This is a genomic window from Sinorhizobium terangae (assembly GCF_029714365.1).
In the GTDB taxonomy this organism is placed as follows: Bacteria; Pseudomonadota; Alphaproteobacteria; order Rhizobiales; family Rhizobiaceae; genus Sinorhizobium; species Sinorhizobium terangae.
The window spans coordinates 452423-465598 of record NZ_CP121659.1 but is presented as its reverse complement, the minus strand read 5'-3'; the positions used below and the strand labels follow the sequence as shown (position 1 = coordinate 465598).

Here is a 13176-nt window from a genome sequence, read left to right as displayed (position 1 = left end):
CTCGCAGGATTTCATTTCGGCGCAAACTAGAGCCTTTCATGTCTAAATGGAAGCGATTCTGCCGGAGCAGGTTTTCATCAGGATCAGAGGCGATTGCCTACTGCATGGTTCCTTAAATCGGAATCGATTTAAGGAACCATGCAGTAATTCAAAGTGCTACAGCGACCTTTGCGCGTCCGATTGGACGCGCGGCGCTGTAGTGTCGTACTTGACCGTACGGCCGAGGCGATCGCCTCTGATCCTGGCGGAAAGATGCCCGACCCTTCGCGTTGGCTGAAGCAGGCGGCCTGTTTGCTCGGACGGCTTGGCCGTATGCTCAGGCCACGGCGCGCGCCAGCCGAGCAAACGTTCCACTCCGCTTGAGCCAACAGAATCGTTTCCATTTAGACATGAGAGGCTCTGACCTGCTCGGACGACGCAAATCTATTCGAAGACGATATCGGGCATCGTCCGGCCCTTGGTCTGGCGAGCCGCCGAAACCTGCTCCCAGACCTTTGCTGCAATACCCCGGTAAATGCGCGCGACCTCGCCGTCGGGTTCGGAAACCACCACCGGCGTTCCCGCGTCTGAGGTTTCGCGAATACCCATGGTCAAAGGTACCTCGCCGAGGAACGGCACGCCAATGCGCTCGGCTTCTTTGCGCGCGCCGCCGTGACCGAAGATGTCGTAACGATTGCCGGTGTCAGGCGCCACGAAGTAGCTCATGTTCTCGACGATCCCGAGAACCGGGACTTCCACCTTTCGGAACATCGTGAGCCCCTTGCGTGCATCGACGAGCGCCAGGTCCTGCGGCGTCGAGACGATGACGGCGCCGGCCAGCGGCACCTGTTGGGCCATCGTCAGTTGCGCGTCACCCGTGCCGGGCGGCATATCCACGACGAGAATGTCGAGCTCGCCCCAGGCCACCTCGCGAAGCATCTGCAGCAGGGCCGACTGGATCATCGGGCCGCGCCATATCATGGCAACTTCCTCGTCGACGAGGAAACCCATCGACATGACCGTCAGCCCGTAGTTTTCCATCGGCCGAATGAGCCGCCCTTCGATCTGCTGCGGCCGGCCGCTGATTTTCAAAAGGCGCGGCATGGAGGGGCCGTAGATATCGGCGTCGAGCAGACCAACCTTCAAGCCATTTGCCTGCAATGCGAGCGCGAGGTTCACCGATGTCGTCGACTTGCCGACACCGCCCTTGCCGGAAGCAACGGCGATAATGGCGCCGACGCCGGGGATACCCGCCTTTGCCGGCGCGCCACCGGCCGGACGCTGAGCGTGCCCGTGCGCCGCGGGCGGAACCTGCCGCGGCGTCTGAACCGGCGCCGCCTGCGGTGCCGCCTTGCGATCTGCCGTCAGCGCAACCATTGCCGCCTTGACGCCGGGTATTTCGCGCACGACCCTCTCCGCCGCGGCGCGCATCGGCTCAAGCTCCTTCGCCCGATCGGCCGGAACGGTGATCGAAAAATAGGCTTTTCCGTCGGAAATGAAGACGTCGGAGACAAGGCCGAGGTCGACGATATTGCCCTCCATGTCCGGTCCGCGCACGTTCCGCAGCTTTTCAAGAACCGTTTCCCTGGTTACGTCCGGCATGCCGCCCTCTTCATCTGTCTTCGTTACGCCGCCTGGCATTGATTAGGCGGTAACATTTTGAACCACTGCAGTGCCGCGCGTCTCTTCCGACGTGCAAAGGACGCTGTAGCGCTTTGAATTGCTGCATGTTTTTATCCTAAATCGCCCACGATTTAAGGAAACATGCAGCGGATAATTTATCCCCAAATCTGACCCGATTTAAGGAATTATGCAGTAGATAGTTGAGGCGGAGCGGTTCGCCAATGCGACAGATTGGGAAAAACAGGGCCGCCAGCCGATCGTCGTGTCCGTACATCCGGGATCACAAACGACTGGCGGCGGCCCTGCTTCCTCGCAACCTTCGTGGGCGCTGTTTTATTGTAGTCCCCTCTGGACACAACACACAGATGCACAATGCGTGCCAGATTCGCGCCTTGCAGGAAAATATAGTGATTTCAATTGGATGAGGTCTATGCGCTTTAGCAATGCAGGCAAGGATGGCTGCACTGTTTCTGAGCAAGCATATTATTTTCGCGCAGGGGCGCGGCTCGCGCCGGGTATCAGCTGATGTAGCCCTTCTTCATCGCCTTCACGACCGCCTGCGTGCGGTTCACGGCGTCGAGCTTCTTGGTAACGTGATTGAGATAGTGATTGACGGTGTGCTCGGACAGACCAAGGATACCGGCGATTTCGGCGCTGGTCTTGCCGGCTGCCGTCCAGCTCAGGCACTGGATTTCGCGCTCGGACAGGGTGGTATTGGTATTCTTCCAGACGGCGCCGATCTCCGCCAATCGATTGTAGACGTGGATCGCGATCATCTGCAATTCCATCGCCGCCGTCATCGGCAAATCCGCTTCCGGCCCCATGAGAATAACTGCACCGCGGCCGCCTTCGGCATCGTGGACCGGGAAATAGTTGGCCTGCAAAAGGCCGTTCTCGTGCAACATGGCGATGTAGTCTGCAGCCGATGCCGGCTTGCCGCCCTCGTTTTCCCAGTCTTCAAGCATGATCTGGAACGGCGTCGTGGTCTCCCGCAAGCGACGCACGCCCGTGCTGAAGCGCAGCATCGACAGGCTGTCATACTTGTTGAGGAGTTCGGCCGGCATGTTGGATATGACGGTCGTTGCAGCCAGCCTCTCCACTTCGATCGCGGGAATCGAACAGATGAGAAAAACCTTGAAACCGAAGAGCTGCGTGACCCGCCGCATATAGCGGATGATATCGAACTGGGTCTCAAGCCTTGCGATTTCAGACGCGAAATCACCGCCCCGGGGCAGATCGGTGTCAGTCATCCCGGCCGTCATCGTATCTTGCATTTCGCACGTTCCATGGCATTCATCGATTACCAAATAGCCCGAGCAGTCGACCAATGCCAACAGATGATCCACGTTCGGCGCCATTCATGTGCAAAAGGCTGTGTATTTTCCCCCGCTTTGCGCGCCGCATGTTCCGTCCGGCCTTTTCGAAAAACGAAATTCAGTTGATCAGCCCTGCACGCATGGCTTTGGCAACGGTCTGAACACGATTGACGGAATCCAATTTGCGCGTCGCGCGATTGAGGTAATGGTTCACCGTGTATTCGGAAAGCGCCATGATTCTCGCCATCTCCATGGTCGTCTTGCCCGCGGCGGCCCAGCGGAGGCACTCGATCTCACGACGGGAAAGGCTGCCGGGTCCCCGCCGGTCACGGCCTCGCACCTCGCTCAGCCGACTGTAGAGAAGACCCGCCCAAAGGTTGAGCGCCTGCATCTCGTCATTGGAAACAAGCTCTCTGTTGCCACCAAAGGCGACGGCGGCGCGTCGTCCCGATGCGTCATGAACCGGCAGATACAGACCGCGCGGCAGACCGGCCGCTTCGAAGACACAAACCGCCGCGTCACCCTTGCCGTCGAGCCGCCTGCGCGCAAGCAGATGGGCATCGTAGGTGAACGGAATCGTGCTCCGGCGCAGCCGCTGGATGACAGGGCTACCATCGATCAGACGAGCGCTGTCGTAGCGCCTGAGAAACTCCGACGGCCAGGTTGTCATCAGCGCCTGCGTGCCCAGGCTGTGGCATCCGGCATCCGGGATCGACAAAACCAGGAATCCGCGAAAGCCGTAGGCGTCCGATATCTGACCGAGAACCCGCTTGATATCGTCTTCGTCGCCCAGCGCTCCCGCGACTGACCGCCCGCTCGGGAGTATTAATGAGGACATACCTGCGCTGAAATCTACCACCCGCTCGTCTCCCACATCCCGCGCCCGATCGAGCGAGGCCGCCTTCGCCGTGATAAACGACGTCAAAACTTCCGTCAAAAATCAAGTCCGCTTCAAGTCCTTGCAACCGGCCGTAGCGGCGCGCCTGATATATCGCAAGCTAATGATCTCGAAACAGCTCGTCCAGTCGAAGTTCCTAATTTACCGTAAAGCAGAGTTAACGTCCATTGCGCCCGGGGCCGAGGCGCATTCGGACCTCCTCCTCGATCTTTCCCGCCGCCCCCCGTACGACGTCGGCCCAAGCCGCCAGCTGCGCCATGTTGACGCGATAGGCAGGCCCGGTGACGGATACGCCCGCAACCAGATCGTGTTCCGGAACGAAGATCGGCGCGGCGACGCAGCAGATTTCCGCCTCGTGCTCTTCGCGGTCAAACGCGTGCCCATCGCGGCGAATTTCATCGATTTCCGCAAGCAGGCCGGCCGCAGAGCGGTGCGTATGGGCCGTGAACGGATGGAATTTCATGTTTGCGGCGATTCGCAACAACTCCGGCTGCGACAGCGACGACAGCGCGGCCTTGCCTATGCCCGTACAATAGGCCGGTGACGCCTTGCCGATTTGCGAACTCATCCGTACCGCCTGCCGGCTCTCGACCTTGTCGACATAGATGATCTCGGTCTCCTGCAGGACGCCGAGGTGAACCGTCTCCCCGGTCAGTTCGTGCAAACGCAACAGATGCGGCTCAGCGATGTCACGGAAGCGGTTGCCGGACCAGGAGCGATAGGCGAGCTTCAACAGGCGCAGGCCCGGCTCGTAAGACAGATCACGGCCCTGAACGAGCAGGCCTTCCTCGACCAGGTGACTGAGCAGCCGATGCACGGTGCCGCGCGGCTGCCCGACGGATTGAACGATATCCGTGAACCGCTGCGGGCTGCCCGCCGTCACCACCGCCTCGAGAACCGCCATGGCCTTGCCGAGCGTGCCGGTTCCGGCGATTTCAATCTCTGCGTCGGTCGTTTTGGTTTCGTTCATGTCATCAGGCTTCGTAGCAGCGGCGTGCCTTGACAGGATAAAAGCAACGGCGCGATAATTCCAGATAATAAAACAATGTTCCACATAATGGAACTGCCACCTCATCCAATATCAGCATAGAGGAAGCCATGCCATTGCCGAGCGGTCAGTTTCCCGACCTCCAAAACAAGGGTGTGCTCATAACCGGCGGTGGGTCGGGCATAGGCGCTGCTCTGGTGGAAGCTTTCCTGCGGCAAGGTTCGCGCGTGGCCTTCATTGACATCGCTGAGGAAGAGAGCCTTGCGCTTTGCGAGAAGCTGGCCGCCGAAACGGGAAGAAGACCCCAATTCATTCCCGCCGATCTCAGACAGGTCCCGAACTTGAAAGCGGCCGTCGAAACCGCCGCCGGCATGCTCGGCTCGATCCGCGTGCTCATTAACAATGCCGCACGTGACGACCGGCAGCAACTCGAAACGGTGACGGAAGAGAGCTGGGACGAAAGCCTGTCCGTCAATCTCAGGCACCTGTTCTTCATGTGCCAGTCAGCGGCACCCCACATGCAGCGCGCCGGCGGCGGGTCGATCATCAACTTCTCGTCGATCGCCTTCATGCTCAACATGCCGGATGTCCCCGCCTATGCCACCGCGAAGGCCGGCATTGTCGGCCTCACAAAGTCGCTGGCCGGGAAACTCGGGCCGGAGAATATTCGCGTCAACGCGATCCTGCCCGGCATGATCGTCACCGAACGGCAGAAGCGGTTGTGGCTGGACGACGACGCGATTGCGCGGATGCAAGAGAGACAGTGCCTGAAACGCATGCTGATCGCCGACGACCTGGTGGGGCCGTGCCTCTACCTGGCTTCGGATTGCTCGGCGGCGATGACGGCTCAGACCATGATCATCGATGGAGGCGTATTTTGATGACGGCAGGCTATTATGCCGCGGTCGATTGGGGAACCACGAGTTTCCGGCTGTGGCTCGTCGGGGAGGACGGAGCCGTCCTTGCGGAACGCCGCAGTGCTGAAGGCATGACGACGGCGGCGAAGGTTGGTTTCCACGCAGTACTCGACACCCATCTCGCCGCGACGGATGCTCCCGGCCATCTCCCGATCATCATTTGCGGCATGGCCGGTGCCCGCCAGGGCTGGAGGGAGGCCGGTTACCTCGATACACCGGCCGCCCTCACCGCGATTGCCGGCAACGCTATCTCCGTCCCGGACGTCGACCGCGATATCCGGATACTGCCTGGCCTCGCCCAGCGCGACATGCGCCATCCGGACGTAATGCGCGGCGAAGAAACGCAGCTTCTCGGCGCCGCCGGTACGCTCGGCACCGGGCGGCACCTCGTGTGCATGCCGGGTACGCACAGCAAATGGGTCCGCCTCAACGGCGACACGGTCGAAGGCTTTTCCACCTTCATGACCGGCGAACTGTTCGATGTCGTCTCGCGTCACTCGATTCTCAGTCATGCGGTGGCGGATGGAGGCGTCTTCGCCGGCAACGATCCGGCTTTTGTCGAAGCCGTGTCAGAGGCGGCGCGGAATCCGGCTCTTGCCACGAACCTGCTTTTTTCAGTTCGCGCGGGACAGCTTCTCCACGGGCTGAGCGCCACCGACGCCAAGGCACGGCTCTCCGGCACCCTGATCGGCATCGAGATCGCAGGCGCCCTCGCGACGGCCGGATCGATCGACGGAATTTGCCTCGTCGCCTCGGGCCCGCTCGGAGCGCTCTACCGCGCGGCCCTGCAAAGCCAGGGCCTCAAAGTTCAACATGTCGACGCCGATGATGCCGTGCGGGCCGGCCTCTCCGCCGCCGCCTGCGCCATCTGGCCCCTCTGACCGAAAGAAAGAAGATGAACCGCATCCCCTTGCCACCGATGAAATATCCGCTGGTCGCCATCCTGCGCGGGCTCAAACCCGCCGAAACGGAAGGCATCGTCGGCGCGCTGATCGAGACAGGCTTCACCGCAATTGAAATCCCGCTGAACTCGCCCGACCCGTTTCGTTCCATCGAGATCGCCGTGAAGATGGCGCCGGCCGGCTGCCTGATCGGCGCAGGAACTGTGCTGACGACCGAGCAGGTGGAACAACTTGCCGTCGTCGGCGGGCGGCTGATGGTGAGCCCCAATGTCGAACCGTCGGTGATCAACCTTGCCGCGGCGAAGGGCATGGTCACGATGCCGGGTGCGTTCACGCCGACCGAGGCGCTCGCCGCCGCCAGCGCGGGAGCGTCCGGTCTCAAGTTCTTTCCCGCGAGCGTACTCGGCCCCGCCGGTATTGCGGCGATCCGCACGGTTCTTCCAACCGATATCGAGATCGCAGCCGTCGGCGGCGTGTCGGAAAGCAACTTCGCCGACTACGCCAAGATCGGTATTCGCAGCTTCGGCCTCGGCTCGAGCCTCTACAAGCCCGGCATGAGCGCCGCAGACGTTGAACAGCGGGCGAAGGCGACGCTTCAAGCCTATGACGCAGTTTATGGAGGCCACCGATGACCGATCCCGTTCCGTTTTCCGGCCGCGTCCTCTGCGACCTCTGCTCCGAGCTCGGCGAAGGTCCGACCTTCGATCCCGGCAGCGGCACTGCCTGGTGGTTCAACATCACGGGCCGGGAACTGCACGAACTGCATGTTGAAAGCGGCCGCAAGACGGTTCACACGCTGCCCTTTCTCGGCACCGTGCTTGCCGTCATCGACCCGGCCCGGCAGTTGGTCGCGTCGGACCAGGGGCTTTTCATTCGCGATACGGGAAGCGACAAGCTCTCCCGTTTCGCCATGCTTGAGGACAAACCCGGCAACCGCTCCAATGACGGTCGCGTCCATCCATGCGGCGCTCTCTGGATCGGCACGATGGGACGGAAAGCCGAAAGGCATTCGGGTGCGATCTACCATGTCGCCGGCGACCGTGTGACCAAGCTTTACAGCAATATCAGCATTCCAAACGCCATTTGTTTCTCGCCCGACGGAGCCACGGCCTATTTCACCGATTCGGCCGTCAACCATCTGATGCGCGTCGATATTGATCCCGCGACCGCTCTTCCGACCGGGGATGCCGTTGTCCTTTCCGACGAGAGCACGTCTCCCGGAGACGTCGACGGCGCGGTCTGCGATGCCGACGGGCTGATCTGGAACGCGCTCTGGGGTGCAAGTTCCGTCGACGTCTACAGGCCGGACGGCCAAAAGATCGCCCGCTATGCCGTCCCCGCGACGCAGCCAAGCTGCCCCGCTTTCATCGGAGCGAAAGCCGATCGGCTGCTTATAACCTCGGCTTGGCAGGGAATGGACGAGACCGCCCGGGCGGCCGATCCCAATGCCGGGAAGACTTTCGACCTCGGCGTCGAAGTCAAGGGCCGTTTCGAGCCCGCCTTTCTGCTCTAACCGCATAACAAGTGCTGGTATCGGGCTGCCAAAAAGTCATACAATTTAGCCATGCGATGAATCGCCATGGAACGGGAGGGCTCGAATGAGCGAGAAGAAAAAGGATTTGAGAAGCCGCCATTGGTACGGCGGAACGCACAAGGATGGCTTCATTCATCGATCCTGGATGAAGAACCAGGGGTTCCCGGATCATGTTTTCGACGGGCGGCCAATCATCGGCATCTGCAACACCTGGTCCGAGCTCACCCCCTGCAACAGCCACCTGCGCGTCCTGGCCGAAGGCGTCAAACGCGGCGTCTGGGAGGCCGGCGGTTTTCCGGTCGAATTCCCGGTTTCCTCGCTCGGGGAGACGCAGATGCGCCCGACCGCCATGCTTTTCCGCAACCTTCTGGCGATGGACGTCGAAGAGGCGATCCGCGCCCACGGGATCGACGGCGTGGTGCTGCTCGGCGGCTGTGACAAGACGACCCCGGGCCAGTTGATGGGCGCCGCGTCCGTCGACCTGCCGACGATCGTCGTTTCCTCTGGGCCGATGCTGAACGGCAAATGGAAGGGCAAGGACATCGGCTCGGGTACGGATGTCTGGAAATTTTCCGAAGCCGTACGGGCTGGCGAAATGAGCCTGCAGGAATTCATGGCTGCGGAAAGCGGCATGTCGCGTTCGCCCGGCGTCTGCATGACCATGGGCACCGCAACCACGATGGCCTCGGTGGTGGAAGCGATGGGCCTTTCGCTCCCCACCAACGCAGCCCTTCCTGCCGTCGACGCGCGCCGCATGGCGCTCGCACACATGACTGGCAAGCGGATCGTCGAGATGGTGCACGAGGACCTTCGGCTTTCGAAGATCCTGACGAAGAAGAACTTCGAGAACGGCATCATCGCGAACGCCGCCGTCGGCGGGTCGACCAATGCTGTCGTGCACATGCTCGCAATCGCCGGACGCGCCGGCGTCGACCTCTGTCTTGAAGACTTCGATCGCGTCGGCGGCCAGGTCCCCTGCATCGTCAATTGCATGCCGTCGGGCAAGTATCTCATCGAGGATCTCGCCTATGCGGGCGGCCTGCCGGCAGTGATGAACCGCATCCAGCACCTGCTCCACGCCGACGCGCCGACGGTTTTCGGCGTGCCCATCAGCAAGTATTGGGAAGGTGCCGAGGTCTACAATGACGACGTCATCCGTCCACTCGACAACCCGCTGCGCGCCGCCGCCGGCATTCGCGTGCTGAAAGGCAATCTTGCCCCGAACGGCGCGGTCATAAAGCCATCGGCCGCGAGCGAGCATCTGCTCGCGCACGAAGGTCCGGCTTACGTGTTCGAGACAATCGAAGACCTCAAGGCCGAGATCGACGACCCCGACCTGCCGGTAACCGAGGATACGATCCTCGTCCTCAAGGGGTGCGGCCCGAAGGGCTACCCCGGCATGGCGGAAGTCGGCAACATGCCGATCCCGCGGCGGCTCGTCGAAAAGGGCGTTCGCGACATGGTGCGCGTTTCGGATGCGCGCATGTCGGGCACTGCCTTCGGCACGGTGGTCCTGCACGTCAGTCCGGAAGCCAATGCCGGCGGCCCGCTTGCGATCGTCAAGACCGGCGACCGTATCCGTCTCGATGCCATGAAGGGCGAGTTGAACCTTCTGATCAGCGAGGAGGAGTTCGCGGCTCGCATGGCCGCCTGGCAGCCGCCGGAGCAGAAATGGCAGCGCGGTTACTACAAGCTCTATCATGAGACCGTGCTGCAGGCCGATAAGGGTGCCGACCTCGACTTCCTCGTCGGCAAGAGCGGCAGCGATGTGCAACGCGAGAGCCATTAAGACGTCATCGGACAGCGCGCGATAGCGGTAAAGTATGAAGATCTCGGATTGAGCTCGTCCGGGATCTTCACGCGAAATTTCGTTACTCACCTAAGTATTTTCCGGGGGCCATGCGAGAAGTTCTGGCGACGGACGTAGTTTTAGCTATACCTTAACAAAGAAAGGCTGCGTTTGCCGACCCTGCATGACACGACCGCCAACGGCTTGATCCTGCCAAAACAACGCAGCCAAGGTAGAACCGCCACCACTTCCCTCGGTGGCTGCTTGCATTTTTTACGGAACAGATTTCGCCTCCGGACGTTGCTTGAGTATCACCAGCGCGGTGTGGGCAGGCCGCTCGCCAACGCCGTGGGGTGGTCGACAACGTCAACGAAAGGCAGTCTGATATGACAAAGAAACTTGTATCTTCCGTTGCGGCTGGCGCGCTTCTCGTGGGCGTTACCTTCGCCCCGACAAGTTTCGCGCAGCAGACAACGACTCCGCCTCCGGCAGCACCCACGCAGACGCAGCCGGGCGGCACGACACCGCCTGCGACGGAGCCTCCGGCCGACCAGGCCCAGACTCCTCCTCCCGCTGGCACCGAGGCACCTAAGGATACTGCCGCTAAATCGGACTATTTGACCGAGCAGGCAGCCGATCAGATCGCGACGAGCGATTATGTAGGCCAATCGGTTTACAATGCGGCCGATGAAAGCATCGGCAAAATCGACGATCTGATCATCAAGAAGGACGGCGGCGTCCAAGCGGCCGTGATCGGCGTCGGCGGCTTCCTCGGAATCGGCCAGAAGAACGTCGCGGTCCCGTTCGACCGGATCGAGATCTCCGAGCAGGCCGACACGGCAGCGCTGAAGCTGACCACGACCGAGACGGCCGACACGCTGAAGGCAGCGCCGGAGTTCAAGACGAAATCGCAGATGATGGCCGAGCGCAATGCAGCACAGCCGGTCGACACATCAACGACATCGTCAACCGGTACGTCACCGGCAACGCCGACGCAGCCGTCACCTCAGCAGTAAGCTGAATTGGCAGCGGACATCCCGCTCCCATACCTGAAAAGCGGCGCAATGCGCCGCTTTTCTACTGCATGATTGTTTAACCGGAATCGATTTAAGGACAAGATCATGCAGCAATTCAAAGTGCTACAGCGACCTCCAATTGAAAGCGCGGCGCTGTAACGGCCTCAGAAAAGCACGCAGTATCGCAGGGCATCATAGATGCCCGCGTGGATATTGCGGCTCGCGACCGCATCGCCGATCCGAAACAGATCGAACGTCCCTTCGGGATTGCGCGAGACAATTGGGTTTTCGCGACGGATGAGAGCCTTGTAGTCGACCGCGCCAAGGTTGCGGGACAGCGGCTTGAGCTCGATATAGAGTTCGGCCATCGGCACCGTGCCATGCTCGACGATCACCTGCGCCACCCGACGCTCGATCGAAGCGGTCTCCGAAAAATCCGAACACAAGGTCGCAACCAGTGAATTGCCGTCGCGTCTTACCGATTTCAGCCGCGTGTTGATCGTAACCCGCACATTCTTCTCGGCAAAGATCTTCGCATAGGGAACGTGGTTCATGCCGCCGATCTCGGGTGCGAACATGCGCTCCGGCGAAACGATCTCAAGTTCGACGCCAGCTCTGGCTATCAGTTCGGCCGCGGTCATGCCGCTGTGCGCGCCGTTGTCGTCATAAAGCAGAACAGGTCCCTCGGGCTTCACGGCGCCCGCAATAATATCCCAGCTCGAAACGACGAGGTCGTCGCCTGTCTCGAGCGCGGGATTCTGGGCGATGCCGCCGGTGGCAACGACGACGAGATCCGGTTCCCGCGCCAGCACGTCCTCCACGCCGGCAAAGACATTGTAATGGATCGGAACGCCGAGCCGCTCGAGTTCGGAAAGCCGCCAGTCGACAATGCCGATCATTTCCTTGCGACGCGGGTTCCGCGCTGCCAGCAGGATCTGGCCGCCGGCTTCACTGGTTGCCTCCAGAAGCTCGACCGAGTGACCGCGTTCGGCGAGCACGCGGGCCGCCTCTAGGCCGGCGGGCCCCGCCCCGACGACAACCGCACGCCGGCGGGGGCCATCGCTTTTCGAGATGACGTGCGGCACGATCGCCTCGCGTCCGGTCGCCGCGTTGTGAATGCAGAGGGCGCCGCCGCCCTCATAGATGCGGTCGAGACAATAGGTCGCGCCGACGCAGGGGCGGATCTCGGCCTCACGCCCCTCTTCGATCTTCCTGACGATATAGGGGTCGGCAATATGGGCACGGGTCATGCCGACCATATCGAGCTTGCCCTCGGCGATCGCATGCCGCGCCGTTGCCACATCGGCAATGCGGGCGGCATGGAAGACCGGAAATTTCGTGGCTGCCCGTACTTCTCCGGCGAAATCGAGATGCGGCGAGGCGGCCATGCCCTGGATCGGGATCACCTTGGTGAGCGGTGCGTCGTGCTCGATATGGCCGCGAATAATGTTCAGGAAGTCGATCTTGCCGGAGCCCGCGAGCCGTCTCGCAATCTCGACGCCTTCTTCCTTCGACAGGCCCTTGTCCCAGTCCTCGTCCGCGACCATACGCGTGCCGACGATGAAATCCGGACCAACCGCCTTGCGCACGGCGTCCACCACCAGGTTCATGAAGCGTAGGCGATTGTCGAGCGACCCGCCATATTCGTCGTCACGATGATTGGTGGCTGGCGACCAGAAGCTGTCGATCAGGTGGCCGTAGGCCTCGATTTCGATACCATCGAGACCGGCGGCCTGCATGCGGCTGGCGGCCGCTGCATAGTCGCCCACGATCCGCTCGATATCCCACTCCTCGATTTCCTTCGGAAACGACCGGTGCGCCGGCTCGCGGATGGGAGAGGCGCTCAACACCGGCAGCCAGTCGCCCTTGCTCCAGTTCGTACGGCGGCCGAGATGAGTCAACTGGATCATCACGGCGGTGCCGTACTCATGACAGTCGTCGGCGAGTTTCTTGAGCCACGGCACGATCTCGTCGGCATAGGCATGGAGATTGCCGAAGGCCGGCGGAGAGTCCTCGGAGACGATGGCCGAACCGGCCGTCATCGTCAGCGCTATGCCGCCCTTGGCCTTTTCCAGGTGGTAGAGACGATAGCGATCCTTCGGCATGCCGTCTTCGGAATAGGCCGGCTCATGGGCCGTCGACATGATCCGGTTCTTGAGTGTCAAATGCTTCAGACGGTAGGGTTGGAGCAGCGGGTCCTTCGAAACGGTCATC

General features: G+C 61.4%; 11 protein-coding genes. 6 read left to right on the top strand and 5 right to left on the bottom strand.

From position 1 onward, the window contains the following. Positions 1 to 423: 423 nt before the first annotated feature. From QA637_RS02165 to QA637_RS02150, 4 genes are all read right to left on the bottom strand, one after another. Positions 424 to 1581, bottom strand: a complete 1158-nt coding sequence (locus QA637_RS02165) for an Mrp/NBP35 family ATP-binding protein (protein ID WP_283063135.1) — start codon at positions 1579 to 1581, stop codon at positions 424 to 426. A gap of 539 nt (positions 1582 to 2120) precedes the next feature. Then, entirely contained in the window at positions 2121 to 2960 is an 840-nt protein-coding gene (locus QA637_RS02160) for a LuxR family transcriptional regulator (protein WP_153438152.1), read from the bottom strand. Positions 2961 to 3036: 76 nt separating this feature from the next. Continuing rightward, on the bottom strand, positions 3037 to 3777 hold the full coding sequence (locus tag QA637_RS02155; RefSeq protein ID WP_184108442.1) for a helix-turn-helix transcriptional regulator: 741 nt from the start codon (positions 3775 to 3777) through the stop codon (positions 3037 to 3039). A gap of 196 nt (positions 3778 to 3973) precedes the next feature. Further along, positions 3974 to 4786 (bottom strand): IclR family transcriptional regulator, encoded by an 813-nt coding sequence (locus QA637_RS02150; RefSeq protein WP_283063133.1) that lies wholly within the window; start codon positions 4784 to 4786, stop codon positions 3974 to 3976. Positions 4787 to 4914: 128 nt separating this feature from the next. On the opposite strand from QA637_RS02150, the gene QA637_RS02145 reads away from it, so the two are divergent. The 6 genes from QA637_RS02145 (at position 4915) to QA637_RS02120 (ending at position 10962) form a co-directional block, all read left to right on the top strand. Continuing rightward, on the top strand, positions 4915 to 5685 hold the full coding sequence (locus QA637_RS02145) for an SDR family NAD(P)-dependent oxidoreductase (protein ID WP_283063131.1): 771 nt from the start codon (positions 4915 to 4917) through the stop codon (positions 5683 to 5685). Then, complete coding sequence (locus QA637_RS02140) at positions 5685 to 6602, top strand: 2-dehydro-3-deoxygalactonokinase (protein ID WP_283063129.1); 918 nt, start codon at positions 5685 to 5687, stop codon at positions 6600 to 6602. The genes QA637_RS02145 and QA637_RS02140 overlap by 1 nt, the downstream gene beginning before the upstream one ends. 14 nt (positions 6603 to 6616) lie before the next feature. Then, the gene (locus tag QA637_RS02135; RefSeq protein ID WP_283063128.1) at positions 6617 to 7255 is read left to right on the top strand and encodes a 2-dehydro-3-deoxy-6-phosphogalactonate aldolase; all 639 of its coding nucleotides are present in this window, start codon (positions 6617 to 6619) and stop codon (positions 7253 to 7255) included. Continuing rightward, positions 7252 to 8136 carry an SMP-30/gluconolactonase/LRE family protein gene (locus tag QA637_RS02130; RefSeq protein ID WP_283063126.1) on the top strand — a complete coding sequence of 295 codons (885 nt, stop codon included), beginning with the start codon at positions 7252 to 7254 and terminating at the stop codon, positions 8134 to 8136. Before QA637_RS02135 ends, QA637_RS02130 begins: the two co-directional genes overlap by 4 nt. An 85-nt stretch (positions 8137 to 8221) precedes the next feature. After that, positions 8222 to 9946, top strand: coding sequence for an IlvD/Edd family dehydratase (locus QA637_RS02125; RefSeq protein ID WP_283063124.1), 1725 nt, complete (start codon positions 8222 to 8224; stop codon positions 9944 to 9946). A 386-nt stretch (positions 9947 to 10332) separates the two neighbouring features. Further along, complete coding sequence (locus QA637_RS02120; protein ID WP_283063122.1) at positions 10333 to 10962, top strand: PRC-barrel domain-containing protein; 630 nt, start codon at positions 10333 to 10335, stop codon at positions 10960 to 10962. A gap of 164 nt (positions 10963 to 11126) precedes the next feature. On the opposite strand, the gene QA637_RS02115 is transcribed toward QA637_RS02120, so the two are convergent. Then, complete coding sequence (locus QA637_RS02115) at positions 11127 to 13175, bottom strand: NADH:flavin oxidoreductase (RefSeq protein ID WP_153438167.1); 2049 nt, start codon at positions 13173 to 13175, stop codon at positions 11127 to 11129. Position 13176: the final 1 nt, after the last annotated feature.

What these genes read in the sequence shown, in the direction of transcription:
- QA637_RS02165 (WP_283063135.1), bottom strand. Translation starts at nt 1,581, where the DNA reads ATGCCGGACGTAACCAGGGAAACGGTTCTTGAAAAGCTGCGGAACGTG.
- QA637_RS02160 (WP_153438152.1), bottom strand. Translation starts at nt 2,960, where the DNA reads ATGGCGCCGAACGTGGATCATCTGTTGGCATTGGTCGACTGCTCGGGC.
- QA637_RS02150 (WP_283063133.1), bottom strand. Translation starts at nt 4,786, where the DNA reads ATGAACGAAACCAAAACGACCGACGCAGAGATTGAAATCGCCGGAACC.
- QA637_RS02145 (WP_283063131.1), top strand. Translation starts at nt 4,915, where the DNA reads ATGCCATTGCCGAGCGGTCAGTTTCCCGACCTCCAAAACAAGGGTGTG.
- QA637_RS02140 (WP_283063129.1), top strand. Translation starts at nt 5,685, where the DNA reads ATGACGGCAGGCTATTATGCCGCGGTCGATTGGGGAACCACGAGTTTC.
- QA637_RS02135 (WP_283063128.1), top strand. Translation starts at nt 6,617, where the DNA reads ATGAACCGCATCCCCTTGCCACCGATGAAATATCCGCTGGTCGCCATC.
- QA637_RS02130 (WP_283063126.1), top strand. Translation starts at nt 7,252, where the DNA reads ATGACCGATCCCGTTCCGTTTTCCGGCCGCGTCCTCTGCGACCTCTGC.
- QA637_RS02125 (WP_283063124.1), top strand. Translation starts at nt 8,222, where the DNA reads ATGAGCGAGAAGAAAAAGGATTTGAGAAGCCGCCATTGGTACGGCGGA.
- QA637_RS02120 (WP_283063122.1), top strand. Translation starts at nt 10,333, where the DNA reads ATGACAAAGAAACTTGTATCTTCCGTTGCGGCTGGCGCGCTTCTCGTG.
- QA637_RS02115 (WP_153438167.1), bottom strand. Translation starts at nt 13,175, where the DNA reads ATGACCGTTTCGAAGGACCCGCTGCTCCAACCCTACCGTCTGAAGCAT.